We start from the raw sequence: 18,887 nt of genomic DNA, 5'->3' as shown, positions 1-18,887 counted from the left end.
GCCCTGAAAGGACTGAAAGTGGCCACGCTTTCCCAATGGGTTTCCGGTGCACGTCTGCGCACCTTGCCTATCGTCATTGCCCCAGTTGTCATCGGCACTGCGGCTGCACTGGGCGAAACCGGAACCATTCATTGGTTCCGGTTTGTCCTGGCTTTGCTGGTTGGCTTGTTGCTGCAAGTTGGCGTGAACTACTCCAACGACTATTCCGACGGCATCCGAGGCACTGATGATGACCGGGTTGGCCCGTTGCGTCTCACCGGTTCCAAGCTCACCGATCCGAAAAATGTGCGCAATGTTGCCTTCGGCTGCTTTGGCCTGGCTGCAATCTGCGGATTGATTCTTGTCGTCGTCTCGTCGTCATGGCCGTTGCTGCTTGTCGGTGTTGCCGCGATCTTTGCCGCGTGGGGCTACACCGGTGGCAAAAATCCCTACGGCTACCGTGGACTGGGAGATATTTACGTCTTCATCTTCTTCGGCTTGGTCGCGACCTTGGGTACGACGTTCACGCAGATCAACGAACTGACCCTGACCTCGCTGTGGGGTGCAATCGGCACGGGATTGATTGGCTGCGCACTGCTCATGGCCAATAACGTCCGTGATATTCCCACCGATAAAGAGGTTGGGAAAATTACTCTTGCGGTACGTCTTGGCGAAAGCAATGCACGCCTGAGCTACGTCCTGATGCTCGCGGTAGCCATCTTGCTACCGTTGCTCTCCACCGGTACTTTCCCGTGGCTGTGGCTGATTTTGATTACCTTCATCCCAGCGATCGCTCCGTCTGTATTAATGCTGCGTGAGCATGAACTTCCCAAGCTAGTTCAGGTGCTGAAGCAAACAGGCATGCTGAACATGGTCTATGCAATTCTCTTTGCTTTAGCGATTGTCCTCACCGTGTACTTCTAAGTCGTTTCGGGTCTCACCGAACAAAGAAATAAGCCTTGGCTCGTCAGTCCACTAATTTGGTACTGACAGGCCAAGGCTTTTTCATTGTGCGCCAAAGCTGGTGGGTGTACTACTGTTCCGTCAAAGGCGCCCGCATCGTCTTTTAGGCAGGTGGCTGGGGCTTGCGCTGAGCCTCATCAAATTCGTCTTCGATGGCTTCCTCCGCCAACTGTTTGTTGGTCTTATTCGCTGAGGTCTTGTTGAAGGCCTTACGCACGTCTTCGTTCGCCTTGAGCCGAAGAGTGTTAAAGAACAGGTAGGCGATGGCGAAGGCAAAAATCAGGCCAATGATTCCGGCGATGAAGATTGGCCAGTTCAGACCAAGCCACAGACCTAGGAATACCGCACAGAAAATGCCCAGACGAAGAGCTGTATATTTCAGAAACTGCATAGCTTCAAGTCTACAGATGAAGCTGCCATACCAAGTTTGGATAATAAGTGATTCCTACGAATCTCTTCGATATGAACATGTTTCCTGCTAGACGCTCACTACCCCTACTAAATTGGAAATGCGGGTCTCAGCATGAACCTACATAGTACGCATTTTTAAGCGCTCCCAATGCATAGTCCGCCCAGAGAGTCGTTTCACCTGGAGTCACGCACATTTCTTTGTAGCCATAATGGTAGTCAACATGAATTTTGACGTTACCCTTTTTCGCACAATGCATGTATGTACCCTTTTGAAGGTCCTTGTCGTCACTTCCGCCTCCGAGTCCAGAAGTTCCCTCTCCCAAGAATCCGCATACCGCTGCATTGGAAGGTTGTGCTGACAAGGCTAGAGTACTTCCGGCGGCGAGAAACAATCCCGTAACCAGCAACCCCGTTCCGCGCATAATTTTTTTCATATCTACCCTAACAGTTTCCGATGTACCACGCGTTTGTCACTTTTCTACCCGAGTGGACCATTCCTAAGTAAGAGCTCCCCGGAGAGACACAAACCGTCTGGAGCCCCTTGCCAGTCTCCATCTGGATGCGAACATTTGTATTGCCACAATGTCCATAAATGGCGACTCGCTTAGCACCGCCGAAAGGATCCACCGAAGCAATTTTCACTCCAATAGAAGTCAGAGAATCAAATGTTCGCAATTCATTTGAATAACCGCAAACCATTGCGTTAGCTGGTGCCGCTGCGCTCAGCGAAACCGCGACGAGCCCACCCAATGATAGAGCCACCGCTAAAGCCGTAGAGGCCAATTTCCTACTAACCGACATCTTTCCCCACTCTTTATTTTTCCATACAAGTCGGCACTAGCACTGAGCAGGCCGACGCTCAAAAGCTATCACTAAATCGATAGATTTATTAAAAGTGGCGAGGTCTAAGCGTATTAGTCGAAACATTCTTGAATCTTGGGGTATCGATGCAATAAGGTTCTGCGTTCAGCACGAAGGCGTTGCACCAATGTGGTGCATAAAAGACGTCTCAAACCATCGTCGAGGACTTTCCAACATGCACACCCTGTTCAAGATCGGTCAAGCCGTTTGATCTCCCCGCGTGTCATTCAATTTTCAATTGGCAGCGTAAGGACCGGCTAGCTCGACCGCGCTAGTATCGATCCGACAGATATTTCAGTAAGGCGCACACGAGGCCTAGACTTGATGGCATGGTCCGCTTTCTCATATTCGCATCTGTAGTTTCGATCGCTTTGATGATTTACACGTTGATCGAATGCAGCCGTGCGCCGAAGCATCGCGTACGTTCCCTGCCGAAGCAGGCATGGGTCGTGGTGATCATCGTCCTGCCACTTGTCGGCGCTATTTTGTGGTTTCTTTTGGGTCGGCCCGCGAATGAGAGCAATCAACAAGCAACGCATCAGACTGCGCCGGATGACGACGAGGATTTCCTTAGACAACTGGAGGTCTGGCGCCGCCAGCAACAACGGGATGCCGAAGCAAAAGCCCGTCAGCAAAAATTCGAGTCCCAAGCCAAGCATCAAAAGAATAAAGATTTTTCCCCGAAATCAGAGACTTCCGAGCCGACAGGCTCAGATGAAAACTCCCACAAGCCGGAAGACACCGACAGCGACACTCCCGACGCCAAGGCCTAGGTTCTCCCCGGCTTCACGGCTCAGCCTGGCCTCTCCGACTCAGTCCACAGCCCTGCATCTGTCGATAGACTGGATGCCAACCCTACTTAAAGCAATGAGCGATACCCCAACAAGGGTATCGCTCATTGCTTATGCACTGGGTTCTACGGCTTAGACACCTGCGTAGGAGTGCAGACCATCGAAGAAGATGTTCACGATGGTGAAGTTGAAGATCACGCACAGGAAGCCGACAATCGACAACCAAGCGGAACGCGGGCCAGTCCAGCCGCCGGTAGCTCGTGCATGCAAGTAGCCTGCATAGACAACCCAGATCACGAAGGACCATACTTCCTTCGGGTCCCAACCCCAATAACGACTCCAAGCAGCCTCAGCCCAAATCGCTCCAGCAATAACTGTGAAAGTCCAAGTCACAAACCCAATTGTATTAATCCTATAAGCAAAGTTCTCTAGTGCCCCAGCACCTGGAACGACACGCATGAACGGCAGGTTGTCGCTCTGTCCCGCAGCCAGACGTTTCATACGGGAGTGCTGCAGAAGCTGAAGAACGTTCATCGCGAAGCTAATTGCAAATAGCGAGGAAGCCAGCACGGCGATGGACACGTGAATAACAATCCATGGCGACTGCAGCGCGGGGACCAGATGGCCGACCGGGGTTGGGAATCCAATGGTGGCCGCGCAGAGCATGAGTGTTACAAGACCAGAGATGAATGTTCCCATGAAACGCAGATCTTTGAAGATCAGCGCCACCAAATAAACGAGCGCGACAACAAATGCACCGGTGGTCATGAATTCGTACATGTTGCCCCACGGAACACGGTGGGCCGCCAACGCGCGGGAGACCACGGCGAATCCGTGCAAGGCGACTGCCAGCCACATCAGCACGACGGCGATACGAGCCATGGGACGCTTCGACGAGAACTCGGTGTAGTTCATCTTGTCGGTGACAATGTCGTCGCTGATGTTGTCCGCACGTTCGCTCTCACCGCGACGCTTGCGTCCGCTTCCGGCCACGGCGCCGGCGCCGGCGGCGCCAACTAGCATTTCTGCATCGCGCTTAAGTGCTGCAGAATCCATTTCGGTGATGGACTTGTTGGTCTTGGCCAAGTCCAGCGCGAAAATGATAAAGACAACCCCGTAGACCATGGCTGCCAGCAGCATGAACAACTGGCTGTATTCACCCAGCGATTCATTAATTGGTGCTAATGCCCCAGCGTTATCCATTTACTGCTCCTTGGTTTTGCTCTTGGCTTGCCAATGGCCAAGCCTTGTCAAAAATCTTCTGTAGTTCTGCTGCTTCGCGCTCTAGTCGCGGATCCTCGCCACGAGCCAACAATGCGTATTCGATATTACGCTTGCCGTCCTCGTGCGTCAGCTTGATCCAGACTCGGCGACGTGGAGTGAACAATGAAACTCCCAAGCCGAGCAGGGCCAGCGCTGCGAAGATACCAATGGGAAGCTTTCCCGGATCGTAGTTCACGTCGAGTGCAACATAGCGTTTGAGGTCATCAAAGCTGATGCTGCCCTTGCCGTCGGGAAGCTGATAAGTCTGTCCGGCTTCGAGGATGATGCCACCGGCGTCGAGCTCGCGGCTGTTGAGCTTGTTCATCTTCTCGGTATCCAGTACGAAGACGTTCTGCGGATTTCCGTTATCCAACCCCAGATTCCCGTAGAACGAGTTCAGGTGAAGCTGCGGGTTAATGGCGTTGGGGTCACCGGAAATGCCGAAGCCATTCTCATCAACCAGCGCGGTTGGAAGCAGGAACCCCTGGAAACCTAGCTGGTCTGGGACTGCGTCGGGGACCTTCAAGACGAACATCGAGGTGTACACGGAGTCCTGCGGGACCGATACGGCCGGCCCTGAATAGGAGACGTTCCCATTGCCATCGCGCACCGTGATCACCGGGGCGTATCCGTTGCCGACCAGGTAGACATCGCCGCCGCTGATACGAAGGGGGTGATTGACCTTTAGGTCTTCTTTCACTGGTTCAGCATCAGCGTTCTGGCGTACTTGGACGTGTGCTGTGAAGTCCAGCGGCTGGCCGAAGTGCGACTCGGATTCACGGTCAAAAATAATGTCGAATTTGTCCAGCTTCACTGAAAACGGCGGTAATTTTTCTACGTCAAATGCGGTACCGGGTGTGAACGAATCGTAGGCGACCAGCGAATTGACGAAGGTCTCCCCCTCAACTAGCACGCGCTGTCCGGTGTAGCCGAAGGCCCCGCCGACGGCGGCAGAAACGAGAACGCCGATCAAGGAGATGTGGAAGAGCAGGTTGCCAACTTCGCGGGTGTAGCCACGCTCTGCCGAGACCGAGCGGCCGCCCGCGTCCTTGCGTCGTTCCACCCGGTAGCCGCGTTTTTTCAGAATCTTGAACGAGTCTTCAATGACTTGGTCGTCATCGGGAGTGTCTGATTCGCCTTCCAGAATTTCATGCGACGCATACTGCGGCAGGCGATCGAGTCGAACCGGGGTACGCGGTGGAGGGGTGCGCAATGCCTTGGCGTGCTTCTTCACACGAGGAATGATGCAACCGACCAGCGAAACAAAGAGCAGGATGTAGATCGCGGAGAACCAAACGGAGGAATACACCTCGAACATTTGGAAGCGGTCAAGCCATGGGCCGGCAACAGGATGCTGATCCAGATATTGCACCACCGTCTCTGGATTTGATGCGCGCTGCGGGAAAATCGAGCCTGGCACGGCGGCCACTGCCAGCAACAGCAGCAAGAACAATGCCGTTGGCATGGACGTCAGCTGAGTCCAGATCCATCGCATAAACCCTACGAATCCCAGCGCCGGGGCGTCTTGAGATCCTTTGAGTTTCCGTTGTTGTTTCGCCATTAAATTGGCAACCTCACTTCATTGGCAAACCAGTTTTGCAGTTCTGAAACCCACGTACCCCATAGGCCGGTCATCATGACCAGGCCAAGGACGATGAGCAGAGCGCCGCCAAAACGCATGATGAAAACTTGATGCTTTCGGAAGAACGCCAGAGCCTGCATTCCTCGTTGCAATCCCAGCGCAATCAGGATGAAGGGCAAGCCCAACCCGAGGCAATAGAACACCGTCAGTAGGGTGCCGCGAGCGACGTTAGCGTCAGTCCCGGTGGACATGATCAGCACGGCACTCAGGGTTGGCCCAATGCAAGGAGCCCATCCCAGCCCGAAGGTCAGTCCGAGGACCGGTGCGCCCCATAGGCCCGCAGGTGGTTTCTTGTGGATCTTTCGGTCTCGTTGCATCCAGGAGAATCCACCCATGAAGACGATACCCATGAACACCACAACGAGTCCCAACACCTGGGTGACCCATGAACCGTTAAACCTCAGCCACGCGGTGGCTTGGCTAAAGAGAACACCGGCTGCGATGAAGACCACCGAGAATCCCAAAACAAAGAGCAAGACTCCCAGAACTACTCGACCACGGCGGTGTTCTTTGAGATCAGCACCGGTCAAGCCGGTGACGTAGCCGAGGTAGCCCGGAACCAAGGGCAGTACGCAGGGAGAGAGGAAAGAAACCAATCCCGCCAACAAGGCCACGGGCGCGGCAAGTAGTAACGACCCGTCTAAGACGATGTCAGCAAATGGATTAGAGGTCACCGCCGAGATCACAACTCTTCAGTCAAGGCGGTGTCGATCAGCGACTTCAAGGTGCTTGGCTCCACTGCGCCGATGACGCGAGCGCGAACACGCCCCTTGCGGTCCAGGACCAGGGTGGAAGGCACAGCCTGGAGCGGCACGTACTTGGTCATCGCCAGCTGCACGTCACCGTTGGTGTCCTGAATGGATTCGTATGGAAGGTCAAAGGTACGCTCAAACGCCTTCGCGGCTTCAGCTTCATCACGAACGTTAATACCGATGAATTCAACCTTGTCGCCAAAGTTATTGGCGAGCTTTTTCAAGTCTGGTGCCTCGATGCGGCATGGTGCGCAGGCGGCGTACCAGAAGTTCATCACCACTGGCTTGCCCTGCCACTGGCTGAAATCAACGTCGGTGCCGTGGTAGGTCTTTGACTTGATTTCCACGGGTTCGCTGCGTTGGGAAACTTCGTATTCCTGTACGGCTCCGTCGCCAGCGATGTAGTTTTTCCCATCACCGCTATTGGCTTGGGCGGTCAAGGAATCCTCCTTGCCGCTGCAAGCCGCCAAGGGAACAATGGCGGCAGCTACCATCAGCGAACGCAACATCGTGCGACGGCTCAGATTGCGAGGATTAGGCACAGGATCAGTCATTTCCTTAGGCTCCCGGGATATTTGCGGCACCGGCCAACAGCTCGGGGCATGGTTCGGTGTATCGCACGGAGACTAATTCGTCCCCTTCAAAATCAAAGCTGGTGATGGATGCCAGGGTGCATTCCCGCTGGCGAGGGTCATGCCACAGGGGCTTCTTCTCAGCTTCGCGGCGGGTTACCCAGATAGGCAGCTGGTGGCTGACGATAATGATCTCGGCGCCTTCGCCGTGTTCGGCAACAGCCGCCCGACGGTGGTCATCCATGGCTTCGCGCATGCGCTGCACCTGCTCCGCATAAGGCTCGCCCCATGAAGGCTTCAGCGGGTTGACCAGCAGCGGCCAGTACTTCGGCTGGCGGAGGTGGTCTGCGACCTTGGACAGGCCCTGGAGCTTATTGCCCGCTTCGATGACACGATCTTCAGTATGAATCGGAAGGTCCAGGGCACGGCTTGTCGGTGCAGCGGTCTGCTGCGCACGGATCAGCGGTGAGGCTACAAGCCGGACCACATTGGCCCCGTCGGCTTGGCGCTGCGCGAAGAATTCGCCAGCAGCATCAGCCATCTTGAAACCGAGATCCGAAAGCCCGAAACCGGGGATCCGTCCGTAGAGAATACGGTCAGGGTTGAAAACTTCCCCGTGGCGCAACAAATGGACGGTCGATAAAGGCATGCTTCCAGTGTCTCAAAAATTCAGTTCGAAATAGACATATTGTGTCCACCGTCAACTATTCACAGCGCATGCATGGGATTCCCATATGGAAAAACCATCCTTTCGGAGGGCTCGCTCACAAAGTTGTCCCACTAGGCTTGGGTATAAAGGCAAGACGAACAAAAGGACGATGAACCATGAGCAACTACGATCCGAATCAACCGGGCCAACCATACAACCCGGAATCTGGGGCTCAGAGCCCGAATCCGAACCCATATGGCGAAAACCCCTACACGCAACCGCAGCCGCAGTACGGGCAGAACCCCTACGGCCAGTCCCCCGTGGCACCTGGTTTCAACCAATACCCGGACCAGGGCGGCTATGCCGCCGTGCAGCCACCAGCTGAGCGGCCGAAGACCCTGCAGATTTCATTCCTGCTAATTCTGCTCTCAGGCATCGTCGGGGCAATTTCCAGCTGGATGATTTCCACCTCCAACATGTTTGGCAACATGGTTTCTTCCCAGTGGTCGATGGTTGAGCAAGAATTGCAGACCCAGATGCAGTCGACTCCTGAGATGGCCCAGGATCCCACCTTGCAGCAGATGATGAGCAGCCCAGAAGCGTTCATTTCCCAGGCCAACACCATGATGACCAGCTTTGCCCTGGTGGGTGCGGTCATTTCGGTGATTTTGTACTTCCTCGTCGGATTCTTTGTTGGCCGTGGTGTTGGCGCCATGCGCATCATCGCCACCATCTTGGCAGCCTTGTCCTTGTTGGGCCTGTTCACGTCCGTGCCAATGATCAGCATGTTTGCCGATAGCCAGGCCGGGGCCTTGAACGCCGTGTACATTATCGGCATCCTCCTCGGCATCGCTGGCGTGGTCTTCGCGTGGTTGCGTCCTTCATCGGAATACATCGCGCAGCGCCGCATGGCGCGTCGAGCAGGCTACCGGTAAACGGAAGCTCAGCCCGAGCCGTTAAGCAGCAAGCGGTGCCATTTCGTCAGCTTTGACGAAATGGCACCGCTTTTTGCGTACCGCCGCGGTCCTAGCCTTGGACCGCCAAGTAGGCCAAAATCTGGAGTTCCGTAGAAAGGTCGACCCTGCGCAGGTTCATGCCGGCTGGAACTTTCAATGGCTTCGGCGCAAATGAAAGTACCGATCGCACCGATAATTCAGCAAGCGCATAGACCAGGTCTTGGGCAGCGTCGCCGGGCACTGCGAGAACCACGATGTTGATTTCTTCACGGTCTATGACTGATGCAAGGTCGCTAACGGATTCCACCCGCAGCTCACCGACTGGCTCACCAATGAGTGCAGGGTCAACATCAAAAATGGCCTTGACGTTGAAACCTCGCGAAGTGAATCCTGCATACCCGCTCAAGGCGCGGCCAAGGTTACCGGCGCCAACAATGGCGACTTTCCAATCCTGGTTCAGCCCAAGGGTCCTGCTGATGTGTTCTGCCAGCTCGCGTACGACGTAGCCGACGCCACGAGTACCGTAAGATCCAAGCCAGGAAAGGTCTTTGCGCAGGATCGAAGGGTTCACGCCCGCTTCCTTGGCCAGCACCCCGGAGCTGGTTCGTTCCAGACCTTGGGCTTCCAGCGCATTCAGTGCCCGTAAATACTGTGTGAGTCGCGCCAACGTGGCTTCAGGCAGGACACGAGCTTCAAGCTCAGACATCTTTGTACTCCTGCACTTTCCAATGGGCTAATCGAGCACGATGCGTAGTCAGCTTTGCCACCGCGGCTAGTTGCTGAGCAGACGTTCTAGCCGTTGCGGGTCAATAGTCCAGAAGTCTTTGACCTGCCCATCGATAAATAACACCGGTACTTCCTCATGGTGCTTGTACAGAAGTTCTGGGTGCTCGTCAATGTCAAGTTCAGAAAATTCCATGTTCAAGCGGCTCGTTACCTCAGCAACTGTTGCGCGTGCCGCGTGGCAAAGATGGCAGTCTTTACGAACCAACAGCTGAATCTGATGCAATGTACTCACCTGACTATAATCTCACGAGCCGTAACCGCGCTTGAACTTTACGATGAAATAAACTGGATCAAATGCCTTCCACCGATAACGCCTCCGCTCGCACCGAAGCCCAAGCTCCTGGAACTGTTGCCGCATTTTTTGATGTGGATAACACCTTGGTTCGTGGTGCCTCGCTATATTTGCTGGCCCGCAAGCTCCGTGAGCATCGCTTCTTCCAGCTTCGTGAGATCCTCTGGTTCGCGTTGAAGCAATTGCGCTTCGCCGCACGAGGCGAGCATCTGGGAGACATCCATCAGATTCGTGACCGGGCGCTGATGATGGTTCGAGGCATCCCCGTGGCCGAGATTGAACAAATCGGCAACGAGATTTATGACGAATACATCGAGCCGAAGTTGTGGTCGGGCACGGTGGCGATTGCCCGCCAGCATTTGCGCGTCGGCCGTGAAGTTTGGCTGGTCACCGCTACTCCCCTGGAAGTGGCGAATGTCATTGCAGATCGCCTCGAACTTTCCGGCGCATTGGGCACCGTCGTGGAGAGCCGCGATGGTTTGTATACCGGAGCTTTGGCTAGCCCGATCTTGCATGCGGCCGAAAAGGCGCAGGCTGTCAGGTCCTTGGCCAAGGCGCGTGGCATCTCGCTGTCGCGTTCTTGGGCGTACTCGGATTCCTATAACGACGTGCCACTGCTGGAAGCTGTAGGGCATCCCGTCTGCATCAATCCCGATGCCCGGTTGCGTGCCTATGCCAAGCGTCGCGGCTGGCAGGTCTATGACTTCCGCACCGGTCAGCGGGCGGCGAAGTTCGGTCTGCGCGCCGCTGGCGTGCTCGGTGCCTTGTGGGCTGCCAGGCGCTCAATTCTGCGTCGTTCCGGCTCGTAGCGGGCCTTGGAACCTTTTGGATAAAGCAATCGCCACCGTTTGCAGGTGACCTGCGAATCGGTGGCGATGATTGCCTGGCGGCAAAATGCTCGAAGTAGATTTACTTCTTATTGCGACGCTGGTGGCGAGTCTTACGAAGCAATTTACGGTGCTTCTTCTTGGACATACGCTTGCGGCGCTTCTTGATAACAGAGCCCATAGTGGTTCCTCACAAACTAATTAAATGCGTCAACCTAAAGCATCTGCTTGCAAGCAAGCAAAAAGACAAGGTTGACCGGACGTTAAACGTTCCTTAATAGATTACCCGCTTTTCGGCCATGCTCTGACCATCGCGCGGACTATCGACCGTAAGAACCGGTACCGTGCTGCGGATCAATGGCCGCAGCACTGAGGTAGGATTCCACAGCGTTCTCTGGAACGCGATAGGAGCGGCCGAACTGAACGGCAGGCAGATCGCCTGCGTGAATCAGCCGATAAACCGTCATTTTGGAAACGCGCATCATGTCAGCCACTTCGGCCACCGTCATGAAACGGGCTCCTGCAAAATTCTGTTTATCCGTCATGCGGGATATTCTCCTGACGCTGATCTCTATTTCGTCGCGTTACTAGCGAAGGTGAACTTACACGACTTTGGATCAACATCGGCGATCTGGTTCACGTTCGCTTTGTCCTAGTCTAATCGCACTTTAGTAACTTTTGCATCACGAAACACTTCAGGACTCTTCAGAATCAAAATTTTGTTGCCTAAACGAGACAATCCGCACGGCAAGTCCCAGCTCAACGAGGGATACCGTGCGGATCGCAACAAACTGTTTTCTTAGATCACGCCCTGCGCAAGCATGGCATCGGCAACTTTCACGAATCCGGCGATGTTTGCGCCAGCGACGTAATTGCCGGGAATGCCGTATTCATCGGCGGTGGCAGCACAGCTGTCGTGAATACCGACCATGATTTCGCTGAGTCGGCGTTCGGTGTGTTCGAAGCTCCACGAATCACGGCTGGCATTCTGCTGCATCTCCAACGCGGAGGTGGCCACGCCACCGGCGTTGGCGGCCTTGCCTGGGCCAAAGAGCACGCCGGCACCCTGGAAGATGGCGGTGGCTTCGGCCGTGGTCGGCATGTTGGCGCCTTCTGCAACAGCGATGGTGCCAGCGGCGACCATCTTCTTGGCTGCGTCTTCGCCGAGCTCGTTCTGTGTGGCGCATGGCAACGCCACGGTGCCCGCCACGTCCCATACGCTGCCCCCAGCAACGTACGTGACATTGCTGGTGCCACGACGCTGCGCGTATTCAGAAATACGTCCTCGCTCGACTTCCTTGATCTGGCGCAGCAGTTCAAGGTCAATGCCGCCTTCATCAATGATGAAACCGGCAGAGTCTGATGCGGTGACAACCGTGGCGCCGAGGTCCTGGGCCTTCTCGATGGCATGGATGGCAACATTGCCCGAGCCCGAAACGACAACGCGCTGGCCGTCGAAGGATTGCCCGCGAGTCTTGAGCATCTCTTCGGTGAAGATTACGGCCCCATAGCCGGTGGCTTCTGGACGAACCAATGATCCGCCCCAGCTCAGCCCCTTGCCGGTCAAGACCCCTGATTCGTAGCGGTTGGTGATGCGCTTGTACTGTCCGAAGAGGTAGCCGATCTCTCGGCCACCCACGCCAATATCACCGGCAGGCACGTCGGTGTATTCGCCGATGTGGCGGTAGAGCTCAGTCATGAAGGACTGGCAGAAGCGCATGACTTCTCCATCGGACTTGCCACGAGGGTCGAAGTCCGAACCGCCCTTGCCGCCGCCGATCGGCATGCCGGTCAGGGAGTTCTTAAAAATCTGCTCGAAGCCAAGGAACTTGACGATGCCAAGGTAGACCGAAGGGTGGAAACGCAGGCCGCCCTTGTAGGGGCCCAGCGCGGAGTTGAATTCAACTCGGAAGCCGCGATTGATCTGAACCCGGTTCTGGTCATCAACCCAAGGCACACGGAAAATAATCTGTCGCTCGGGTTCGCACAAGCGCTGCAGAATGGCGGCCTCGGCGTATTCAGGGTGCTTGAGCGAAACCGCTTCAAGGCTTTCAAATACTTCCGTGACGGCCTGGTGGAATTCTGCTTCACCGGGATTGCGTCGGAAGACTTCGTCGCGAATCGAAGCTAAGTGCTTGTCCAAGTTTCTCTCCTCATCAGGGGACAGGAACAAGCGCCTGAGGAAGCTCACACATGGCGTCACTGCCCCGTTCATGAGAATCCCACGCTGAGCACCGTGAGGAAAAATCCTCGGTTATAAATCGGAAACATGGCCGTAACGTGAATCACTTGCCACGCTGCCGGCAGCGCCAGAACAGTTAGAAGGATCAGCTAGCGACGGCGCCCAAAACGAGGGAGCCGCTCCAGGAATTCCTGGGCTCTACCGGTGACTTGTTCCAATCCGCGCCCGACGCTGCGGCCAATCTGCTGAGCTGTTGGATTCGTTGCAGTCGCAAGCTGCGAATTCGCTTGATTGCCAACCAGCTGCTCTTCGGCTTCCGGAACGGGCACCAAGTCGGCGCACCAATGCACTAAGTCCTCCAGCGCAGAAGTATCAATACTGTAGATACGACGTTGGCCAGCTGCGGCCATGCTGACCAGCTGCGCCTCGCGCAATACCTTCAGGTGCTTGGACACCGTTGGCTGGGAAATCTCCAGCTCGGTGACCAGCGCGCCCACGGCTTTTGGCTCATTTTTGAGCGCTTCAATAATCTTGCGACGGGTTGGCTCTGCCAACGCCGAAAAAACTTCATCAATTGCCACATACATAACCCTAACGGCATATGATCAAATGGTCATTGATTTGGCCATCCATTCCGCCCTGCATTTCCGCTGTCGAATGCTTGCAGCCAAGGCATCCTGGCTAGTCAAACCACGGATCCAGACCGTAGAGCGGGAAAATTTCCTTGCGCGTCGCAATAATCGTGCGGTCCACGGGGTCAGCTGGGTCGTATCCGACTTCCCAGTTTCTCCACCACAACTGCGCGTCGTCACCCATGAGATAAGGCACGGCGCGCCCGTATCGTTCAAGAACGTGTCTGCGGAATGTCTCAGGCACATACGTACGCAGCGGAACGGGCTTGCCGGCGACGATGGCGGTCAAATGGGTCCAGGTTCTTGGCACCACAGCAGTGATGTTATATCCACCGCCGCCGGTCGCCAGCCAGCGCCCCTCGCAGACATCGTCTGCAAGCTGGGCAATATCCAAGGCCGCTTGGCGCTGCGCGTCAACCGAAAGCTTCAAGTTGGTCATGTCATCATCTCGATGGGCGTCACACCCATGCTGGGACACGATGATTTCTGGCTTGAAGGCGTGTATCAGCTGCGGAACGATAGCGTGGAAGGCCCGCATCCACCCCGAGTCCCCGGTCATTGCAGGCAAAGCCACATTCACGGCGCTGCCTTGGGCCTGCTCGCCACCAATGTCATTGGCGAACCCAGTGCCCGGGAATAGGGACAGCCCTGACTCATGCAATGAAATTGTCAGGACCCGTTCATCATCCCAAAAGATGGATTCTGTGCCGTCGCCGTGGTGGGCATCGACATCGATGTAGGCCACTCGTTGCGCACCCTGATCAAGCATTCGCTGGATCGCGGCTGCCGCGTCGTTGTAAATGCAGAATCCGCTCGCCTTGTTCTTGGAGGCATGGTGCATGCCTCCGGCGAAATTCACCGCGCGCACCGTGTTCTGGTCCATGATCGCTTGGGCGGCAATAACGGAGCCGCCGACGATGCGCGCAGCGGCATCGTGCATTCCGGCGAAGACTGGGTCATCTTCGGTTCCTAGCCCGAATTCTTCGGCTATCAGCGATGGATCGTCGCTAACGCGCCGGACCTGATCAATGAATCCTTGGTCGTGAACCGTGCGGATCACTGCATCGCCGGCAATCTCGGGCGCATGAATCTTAACGTTCTCTGCGTCCAGCACCTGGAGCTCTTCGCTGAGCCGATAGGTCAATTCGAGCCTGAGCGGGTGCATGGGATGCCAGTCGCTGAATTTGTACTTCAGGTACTGTTCATCCCACATGACCATTGTTGGCCGAGGGGCCTGTTGCGGATCTAACACTTTTTCAGGCTACCCGATGGTGATCCAACTCATGAATATATGGCGCTTTGCGCGACCCCGCCATTCTTTAGGCCCGCAAGGCAAGCGTTTAGCGCAGGAAACGCGTAAATTACTAGAAGGACTTCAACTTCCACTCTCGTTATCCACCTGTCCCGAAGAAACAGCGAGTTACAGATGAGCACTGCCAGTGATCTGGGCCCTCGGTCCCGGGCAGCTGAACTGCGCGAACAGCATCGCAAAAGATGGCTAATGTTCCGCATGGCGATTGCCGACTTCACCGTGCGCTCCCCCGCACGCTTGACCCTCGGCGTCTTCGTCCTGGCCATCACCGTCTTCACCTCGCTGCTGGCTGCGCCTTTTTCCTCTTCGGCTGGAGAGGCCACACCGCTGCATGATGCTCTGTTTACCGCTGTTTCAGCAGTCTGTGTCACTGGCCTGACTACGGTCTCCACCGCCGTGCATTGGTCTTTCCTGGGCCAGCTGATCATGCTCATTGCCGCCTTTATGGGCGGCTTGGGCATCCTGACGTTGGCATCAATCATGTCCCTCGCGGTGTCGCGCAAGCTGGGCGTCAGGGCAAAACTCATGGCTCAAAAGTCCATGGACAGCTCCGGCGCCTCGGCACTAGGCGAAGTTAGCTCACTGCTGCGCATTGTCATCTTGACCGCCATCAGCCTGCAGGGACTAATCGCACTGTGCTTGATTCCGCGTTTCTACATTTTGGGCGAAAGCGTCCTTTCGTCGATTTGGCATGGCATTTTCTATGCGGTTTCAGCCTTTAACAACGCTGGCTTCACTCCGCACTCCGATGGACTGGTCCCCTACGAGACCGACCTGTGGATCTTAACCCCGCTGATGGGCGGAGTTTTTGCCGGATCTCTGGGCTTCCCTGTGATCATGGTTCTGCTGGCACACAAGTTCAATATCAAAAAGTGGAATCTGCATACCAAGCTGACCTTGTTGGTCACCACAATCCTGCTCTTTGCTGGCGCGTTCCTGTGGCTCATCTTTGAGTGGTCCAACCCTCGGACTCTTGGCGACATGTCAGTGAGCGACAAGGTCATCCACGCTTTATTTGCTTCGACCATGACGCGTTCGGGTGGATTCAACCTGGTTGATCAGAACGACATCCATCAAGTCACGGTGCTATTGACCGATGCCTTGATGTTTGCCGGTGGCGGTTCCGCTTCCACGGCGGGTGGCATCAAGGTCACAACCATCGCCGTGATGTTCTTGGCAATTATGGCCGAGGTCCGAGGCGATACCGAGGTGAGGGCCTTTGGCCGCCAGATCTCGCAGGGCACCATGCGCGTGGCGATCTCCGTGGTTGCCATGGGTGGTTCCCTGGTGATGGTGGCAACTGGTGCCCTGGTCACTATCGACGAGTCAGTTGGTTTTTCCCGGGCCCTTTTTGAATCGATTTCAGCGTTCGCTACTGTCGGTTTGAGTACCGGTGTTTCCCAAGAAATGCCGCCAGCAGGAAAATACGTCCTCAGTGTTTTGATGTTTGCCGGACGCATCGGCAGCATCACCCTGGCCAGCGCGCTAACCATGCGCCACCGCAATTCACTATTCAAGCTTCCGGAAGAAAGGCCACTCATTGGCTGACAAGAATATGGACCATAATGCCCCAGTCCTCGTGATTGGCCTGGGCCGTTTCGGTGCGTCCGTTGCTGAGACACTGGTCAAACAGGGCAGAGAAGTCTTGGCAATCGAACGCAGCCCCGAATTGGTTCAGCAGTGGGCCAGCACTTTGACGCACGTGGTGGCCGCCGACGCCACGAACATTGACGCTTTGCGCCAACTCGGTGCCCAGGAATTCTCTTCTGCCGTCGTTGGCGTTGGCACGTCCATCGAATCCTCCGTGCTGATCACGGTGAATTTGGTGGACCTCGGCATTGAACACTTGTGGGTCAAGGCAATTACTCCTTCACACGGCAAGATCCTGACCCGTATCGGAGCCAACCACGTAATCTACCCAGAGGCTGACGCCGGGGTCCGTGCAGCGCACCTGGTGGGCGGACGAATGCTGGACTTCATCGAGTTTGATGATGGTTTTGCCATCGTCAAAATGTATCCACCCAAGGAAACCCAGGGCTTTACCCTTGCCCAGTCGCAGGTACGCTCAAAGTATGGCGTGACCATCGTCGGCGTGAAATCGCCAGGTGAGGACTTCACCTATGCAGTCCCCGATACCATCGTGACGCGCAGAGACGTGCTGATCGTCTCGGGCCACGTGGATCTTCTTGAACGCTTCGCCGCTCGGCCATAATTTCTGCACTAAAAACGATCCTGGTCGGCACCCATCATTGATGGATGCCGACCACGATTTTTGTTGGTGTTGCTGCTGGCGTCTAGCCGAGTTCTTCGCTGAGCTGTGCTGCACGGGCCGCTGCGGCCTGCGTACCAGCGGCGATGATCTTTGGAATGCCGTGCTCGTCGAAGGTCTTGATAGCCTGCTCTGTGGTGCCCTTGGGGCTGGTAACGGCCTTGCGCAGCTCTCCCGGGATGGCCTGCGGGTCAGAAAGCATCTTTCCGGCGCCTGCGACGGTGGCACGCGCCAGGTCGATGGAAAGCTTTTCGTCCAGTCCCATAGCCACTCCGGCATTGGCCATGGCCTCGGCCAGGTAGAAGGCATAGGCTGGGCCCGAACCGGAGATCGCCGACAAGGCGTTCTGCTGCGCTTCATCAATGACATGCACGTCGCCGGATCCGGACAGCAGCTCGGTCACCAGGCGGGTCTGTTCTTCGCTGACGCTCAGTGCCGGGCTCAAGCCGACAACGCCGGCACCGACCATCAATGGCGTGTTGGGCATGGAACGGATGACCGGCTGATTAGCTGGCAGGTGCGCCTGCATGCTTTCCAGCGTGATTGCGGCGGCGACGGAAACGACAACCTTGTCCGGGGTCAATGCTCCCGAGATCTCTTCGCAGAGATCGGTGATGCCCACTGGCTTCACGCCAAGGAAAATGACATCCGTGTCGGCGGCGGCTTTGGCATTGGCCTTCGGGTCTTGTTCGCTGACCAGGACGTTGATTCCAAGTGCGCGAAGTTCTGGCGCGCGCTGGTCGCTGCGCACGGTGGCGGTAATCAGCTTGGGGTCGTGGCCCGAAGCGATGATGCCTCGAAGGATGGCACCGTTCATCGAGCCAGCGCCGAGGAAGGACAGGGTCAGGTTCTTTGTTGCTTCACTCATAAGTTCATTGTTTCATCGGGTTGCGGTCATTGCTCGCAGATAAGTGCTCGCGGGCAAACTCAAGGGTCTTTCCCAGCCATTCTTCTTTTTGGCCAGCGTTCTTGGCCTTGCGTGTGGACACTTCCACAGCCAAGGTTCCTTCCCACGCGACATCTCGCAAATATTGCAGGGATTCCGCCACCCGCTGGGTGCCAAGGCCAGGGACCAGATGCTCATCTTTTCCGTTGTCCAGCCCATCGCAAAGGTGTACGTGCGCCAGCCGTTGTCCAAGATCTTCGACTGCTTGCCGCGAATCCATATTGGCGATGGCGGCGTGGGAGAAGTCCCAGGTGACGTGCTGATAGTGCTGCGGAACGGGGTTCCAATGCGGAAGGTACATTTTGGCCTCGCGACCGCGAGCGCGCCAGGGATACATATTTTCAACGGCGATTTTCATGCCGGTGGTATCAATGAGCCGCTGTACTCCCTCGCCGAAATTTTCGGCATAGGCGCCTTGCCATCTGAAAGGCGGATGAGCAACAACAACGCTCGCTCCCACAGCTTGGGCCAGGATCACCGAGCGTTCAATTTTTGCCCACGCTGAGCCCCACACCTGCTGCGTGAGCAGCAATGTCGGGGCGTGGATGGCCAAGATGGGCAACTGGTACTTGTCCATTAGTCCTTTTAGTGCGCTGGCCGACTGGCTAGCGGCATTTCCGGTAACTAATACTTCGATGCCGTCGTATCCCACGTCTTTGGCCATTGCGAAGGCATCATGAACGCTCAGCGGATAAACTGACGCGCTGGACAAGGTGACTGGCACCTTATAAGAACTCTTCTGGTCTTCCATGCCCTGCCTCCTGTTACCGTGGCCCTCGTGCAGAGGAACACCTGTATCACC

At 55.9% G+C, this 18,887-nt stretch carries 23 protein-coding genes; 6 read left to right on the top strand and 17 right to left on the bottom strand.

Translation table 11 applies throughout. The features are described 5' to 3' along the window. Positions 1 to 18 precede the first annotated feature (18 nt). Complete coding sequence (locus ACT7DV_RS11040; protein WP_444662557.1) at positions 19 to 903, top strand: 1,4-dihydroxy-2-naphthoate polyprenyltransferase; 885 nt, start codon at positions 19 to 21, stop codon at positions 901 to 903. Positions 904 to 1,045: 142 nt separating this feature from the next. Here ACT7DV_RS11040 and ACT7DV_RS11035 read toward each other — a convergent pair whose 3' ends face one another. From ACT7DV_RS11035 to ACT7DV_RS11025, 3 genes are all read right to left on the bottom strand, one after another. Next, positions 1,046 to 1,333, bottom strand: coding sequence for a DUF4229 domain-containing protein (locus ACT7DV_RS11035; RefSeq protein WP_444662555.1), 288 nt, complete (start codon positions 1,331 to 1,333; stop codon positions 1,046 to 1,048). A 127-nt stretch (positions 1,334 to 1,460) separates the two neighbouring features. Beyond that, positions 1,461 to 1,775: a DUF6355 family natural product biosynthesis protein gene (locus ACT7DV_RS11030; protein WP_444664844.1), complete on the bottom strand. Its 315-nt coding sequence runs from the start codon at positions 1,773 to 1,775 to the stop codon at positions 1,461 to 1,463. Positions 1,776 to 1,794: 19 nt separating this feature from the next. Further along, positions 1,795 to 2,052, bottom strand: coding sequence for a DUF6355 family natural product biosynthesis protein (locus tag ACT7DV_RS11025; RefSeq protein ID WP_444664842.1), 258 nt, complete (start codon positions 2,050 to 2,052; stop codon positions 1,795 to 1,797). A 491-nt stretch (positions 2,053 to 2,543) separates the two neighbouring features. On the opposite strand from ACT7DV_RS11025, the gene ACT7DV_RS11020 reads away from it, so the two are divergent. Further along, positions 2,544 to 2,987, top strand: a complete 444-nt coding sequence (locus ACT7DV_RS11020; RefSeq protein WP_444662554.1) for a PLDc N-terminal domain-containing protein — start codon at positions 2,544 to 2,546, stop codon at positions 2,985 to 2,987. Between the two features lie 150 nt (positions 2,988 to 3,137). Here ACT7DV_RS11020 and ccsB read toward each other — a convergent pair whose 3' ends face one another. From ccsB to ACT7DV_RS10995, 5 genes are all read right to left on the bottom strand, one after another. After that, positions 3,138 to 4,208, bottom strand: a complete 1,071-nt coding sequence (ccsB, locus tag ACT7DV_RS11015) for a c-type cytochrome biogenesis protein CcsB (RefSeq protein WP_444662552.1) — start codon at positions 4,206 to 4,208, stop codon at positions 3,138 to 3,140. Next, positions 4,201 to 5,733: a cytochrome c biogenesis protein ResB gene (gene resB, locus ACT7DV_RS11010; protein WP_444662550.1), complete on the bottom strand. Its 1,533-nt coding sequence runs from the start codon at positions 5,731 to 5,733 to the stop codon at positions 4,201 to 4,203. The genes ccsB and resB overlap by 8 nt, the downstream gene beginning before the upstream one ends. Positions 5,734 to 5,828: 95 nt before the next feature. After that, positions 5,829 to 6,584 (bottom strand): cytochrome c biogenesis CcdA family protein, encoded by a 756-nt coding sequence (locus ACT7DV_RS11005; RefSeq protein WP_444662548.1) that lies wholly within the window; start codon positions 6,582 to 6,584, stop codon positions 5,829 to 5,831. Positions 6,585 to 6,592: 8 nt separating this feature from the next. Beyond that, entirely contained in the window at positions 6,593 to 7,216 is a 624-nt protein-coding gene (locus ACT7DV_RS11000) for a TlpA family protein disulfide reductase (RefSeq protein ID WP_444662546.1), read from the bottom strand. 4 nt (positions 7,217 to 7,220) lie between these two features. Further along, on the bottom strand, positions 7,221 to 7,883 hold the full coding sequence (locus ACT7DV_RS10995; RefSeq protein WP_444662545.1) for a histidine phosphatase family protein: 663 nt from the start codon (positions 7,881 to 7,883) through the stop codon (positions 7,221 to 7,223). 176 nt (positions 7,884 to 8,059) lie between these two features. Here ACT7DV_RS10995 and ACT7DV_RS10990 point away from each other — a divergent pair, with 176 nt between their 5' ends. Beyond that, positions 8,060 to 8,818 (top strand): hypothetical protein, encoded by a 759-nt coding sequence (locus tag ACT7DV_RS10990; protein WP_444662543.1) that lies wholly within the window; start codon positions 8,060 to 8,062, stop codon positions 8,816 to 8,818. A 91-nt stretch (positions 8,819 to 8,909) separates the two neighbouring features. Here ACT7DV_RS10990 and ACT7DV_RS10985 read toward each other — a convergent pair whose 3' ends face one another. After that, positions 8,910 to 9,545: a redox-sensing transcriptional repressor Rex gene (locus ACT7DV_RS10985; RefSeq protein WP_444662542.1), complete on the bottom strand. Its 636-nt coding sequence runs from the start codon at positions 9,543 to 9,545 to the stop codon at positions 8,910 to 8,912. A 66-nt stretch (positions 9,546 to 9,611) separates the two neighbouring features. Next, positions 9,612 to 9,857, bottom strand: coding sequence for a glutaredoxin family protein (locus tag ACT7DV_RS10980; RefSeq protein WP_444662540.1), 246 nt, complete (start codon positions 9,855 to 9,857; stop codon positions 9,612 to 9,614). A 62-nt stretch (positions 9,858 to 9,919) separates the two neighbouring features. On the opposite strand from ACT7DV_RS10980, the gene ACT7DV_RS10975 reads away from it, so the two are divergent. Further along, positions 9,920 to 10,726, top strand: a complete 807-nt coding sequence (locus tag ACT7DV_RS10975) for an HAD family hydrolase (protein ID WP_444662538.1) — start codon at positions 9,920 to 9,922, stop codon at positions 10,724 to 10,726. Positions 10,727 to 10,826: 100 nt separating this feature from the next. Here ACT7DV_RS10975 and ACT7DV_RS10970 read toward each other — a convergent pair whose 3' ends face one another. The 5 genes from ACT7DV_RS10970 to ACT7DV_RS10950 form a co-directional block, all read right to left on the bottom strand. After that, on the bottom strand, positions 10,827 to 10,925 hold the full coding sequence (locus ACT7DV_RS10970; protein WP_005504750.1) for a 30S ribosomal protein bS22: 99 nt from the start codon (positions 10,923 to 10,925) through the stop codon (positions 10,827 to 10,829). Positions 10,926 to 11,064: 139 nt separating this feature from the next. Then, a complete protein-coding gene (locus tag ACT7DV_RS10965; RefSeq protein WP_022874253.1) occupies positions 11,065 to 11,289 on the bottom strand; it encodes a helix-turn-helix domain-containing protein in 225 nt (74 codons plus the stop codon). A 254-nt stretch (positions 11,290 to 11,543) separates the two neighbouring features. Continuing rightward, positions 11,544 to 12,887 carry an NADP-specific glutamate dehydrogenase gene (gene gdhA, locus ACT7DV_RS10960; protein WP_444662536.1) on the bottom strand — a complete coding sequence of 448 codons (1,344 nt, stop codon included), beginning with the start codon at positions 12,885 to 12,887 and terminating at the stop codon, positions 11,544 to 11,546. Positions 12,888 to 13,075: 188 nt separating this feature from the next. Continuing rightward, entirely contained in the window at positions 13,076 to 13,513 is a 438-nt protein-coding gene (locus tag ACT7DV_RS10955; protein WP_444662534.1) for an ArsR/SmtB family transcription factor, read from the bottom strand. A 94-nt stretch (positions 13,514 to 13,607) separates the two neighbouring features. Beyond that, positions 13,608 to 14,777, bottom strand: a complete 1,170-nt coding sequence (locus ACT7DV_RS10950) for an acetoin utilization protein AcuC (protein WP_444664840.1) — start codon at positions 14,775 to 14,777, stop codon at positions 13,608 to 13,610. Positions 14,778 to 14,984: 207 nt separating this feature from the next. On the opposite strand from ACT7DV_RS10950, the gene ACT7DV_RS10945 reads away from it, so the two are divergent. After that, positions 14,985 to 16,418 carry a TrkH family potassium uptake protein gene (locus ACT7DV_RS10945; protein WP_444662532.1) on the top strand — a complete coding sequence of 478 codons (1,434 nt, stop codon included), beginning with the start codon at positions 14,985 to 14,987 and terminating at the stop codon, positions 16,416 to 16,418. Between the two features lie 7 nt (positions 16,419 to 16,425). Beyond that, positions 16,426 to 17,082, top strand: a complete 657-nt coding sequence (locus ACT7DV_RS10940; RefSeq protein WP_060703454.1) for a potassium channel family protein — start codon at positions 16,426 to 16,428, stop codon at positions 17,080 to 17,082. Between the two features lie 82 nt (positions 17,083 to 17,164). On the opposite strand, the gene proC is transcribed toward ACT7DV_RS10940, so the two are convergent. Together proC and ACT7DV_RS10930 are read right to left on the bottom strand one after the other, a co-directional pair. After that, on the bottom strand, positions 17,165 to 18,007 hold the full coding sequence (gene proC / locus ACT7DV_RS10935) for a pyrroline-5-carboxylate reductase (RefSeq protein WP_444662530.1): 843 nt from the start codon (positions 18,005 to 18,007) through the stop codon (positions 17,165 to 17,167). A gap of 4 nt (positions 18,008 to 18,011) precedes the next feature. Beyond that, the gene (locus tag ACT7DV_RS10930; protein ID WP_444662528.1) at positions 18,012 to 18,836 is read right to left on the bottom strand and encodes a sugar phosphate isomerase/epimerase family protein; all 825 of its coding nucleotides are present in this window, start codon (positions 18,834 to 18,836) and stop codon (positions 18,012 to 18,014) included. Positions 18,837 to 18,887 lie beyond the last annotated feature (51 nt).

The sequence above is a fragment of the Glutamicibacter sp. TV12E genome (assembly GCF_052441935.1).
GTDB lineage: Bacteria > Actinomycetota > Actinomycetes > Actinomycetales > Micrococcaceae > Glutamicibacter.
The sequence above is the reverse complement of the archived record's forward strand: the minus strand, read 5'-3'. Positions and strand labels throughout refer to the sequence as shown.

Bases quoted from the DNA above. Each gene is read 5' to 3' on its own strand.
- ACT7DV_RS11035 (WP_444662555.1), bottom strand. From the start codon at position 1,333: ATGCAGTTTCTGAAATATACAGCTCTTCGTCTGGGCATTTTCTGTGCG.
- ACT7DV_RS11030 (WP_444664844.1), bottom strand. From the start codon at position 1,775: ATGCGCGGAACGGGGTTGCTGGTTACGGGATTGTTTCTCGCCGCCGGA.
- ACT7DV_RS11025 (WP_444664842.1), bottom strand. From the start codon at position 2,052: ATGGTTTGCGGTTATTCAAATGAATTGCGAACATTTGATTCTCTGACT.
- ACT7DV_RS11020 (WP_444662554.1), top strand. From the start codon at position 2,544: ATGGTCCGCTTTCTCATATTCGCATCTGTAGTTTCGATCGCTTTGATG.
- ccsB (WP_444662552.1), bottom strand. From the start codon at position 4,208: ATGGATAACGCTGGGGCATTAGCACCAATTAATGAATCGCTGGGTGAA.
- resB (WP_444662550.1), bottom strand. From the start codon at position 5,733: ATGCCAACGGCATTGTTCTTGCTGCTGTTGCTGGCAGTGGCCGCCGTG.
- ACT7DV_RS11000 (WP_444662546.1), bottom strand. From the start codon at position 7,216: ATGACTGATCCTGTGCCTAATCCTCGCAATCTGAGCCGTCGCACGATG.
- ACT7DV_RS10995 (WP_444662545.1), bottom strand. From the start codon at position 7,883: ATGCCTTTATCGACCGTCCATTTGTTGCGCCACGGGGAAGTTTTCAAC.
- ACT7DV_RS10990 (WP_444662543.1), top strand. From the start codon at position 8,060: ATGAGCAACTACGATCCGAATCAACCGGGCCAACCATACAACCCGGAA.
- ACT7DV_RS10985 (WP_444662542.1), bottom strand. From the start codon at position 9,545: ATGTCTGAGCTTGAAGCTCGTGTCCTGCCTGAAGCCACGTTGGCGCGA.
- ACT7DV_RS10975 (WP_444662538.1), top strand. From the start codon at position 9,920: ATGCCTTCCACCGATAACGCCTCCGCTCGCACCGAAGCCCAAGCTCCT.
- ACT7DV_RS10970 (WP_005504750.1), bottom strand. From the start codon at position 10,925: ATGGGCTCTGTTATCAAGAAGCGCCGCAAGCGTATGTCCAAGAAGAAG.
- ACT7DV_RS10965 (WP_022874253.1), bottom strand. From the start codon at position 11,289: ATGACGGATAAACAGAATTTTGCAGGAGCCCGTTTCATGACGGTGGCC.
- ACT7DV_RS10955 (WP_444662534.1), bottom strand. From the start codon at position 13,513: ATGTATGTGGCAATTGATGAAGTTTTTTCGGCGTTGGCAGAGCCAACC.
- ACT7DV_RS10950 (WP_444664840.1), bottom strand. From the start codon at position 14,777: ATGGTCATGTGGGATGAACAGTACCTGAAGTACAAATTCAGCGACTGG.
- ACT7DV_RS10945 (WP_444662532.1), top strand. From the start codon at position 14,985: ATGAGCACTGCCAGTGATCTGGGCCCTCGGTCCCGGGCAGCTGAACTG.
- ACT7DV_RS10940 (WP_060703454.1), top strand. From the start codon at position 16,426: ATGGACCATAATGCCCCAGTCCTCGTGATTGGCCTGGGCCGTTTCGGT.
- proC (WP_444662530.1), bottom strand. From the start codon at position 18,007: ATGAGTGAAGCAACAAAGAACCTGACCCTGTCCTTCCTCGGCGCTGGC.
- ACT7DV_RS10930 (WP_444662528.1), bottom strand. From the start codon at position 18,836: ATGGAAGACCAGAAGAGTTCTTATAAGGTGCCAGTCACCTTGTCCAGC.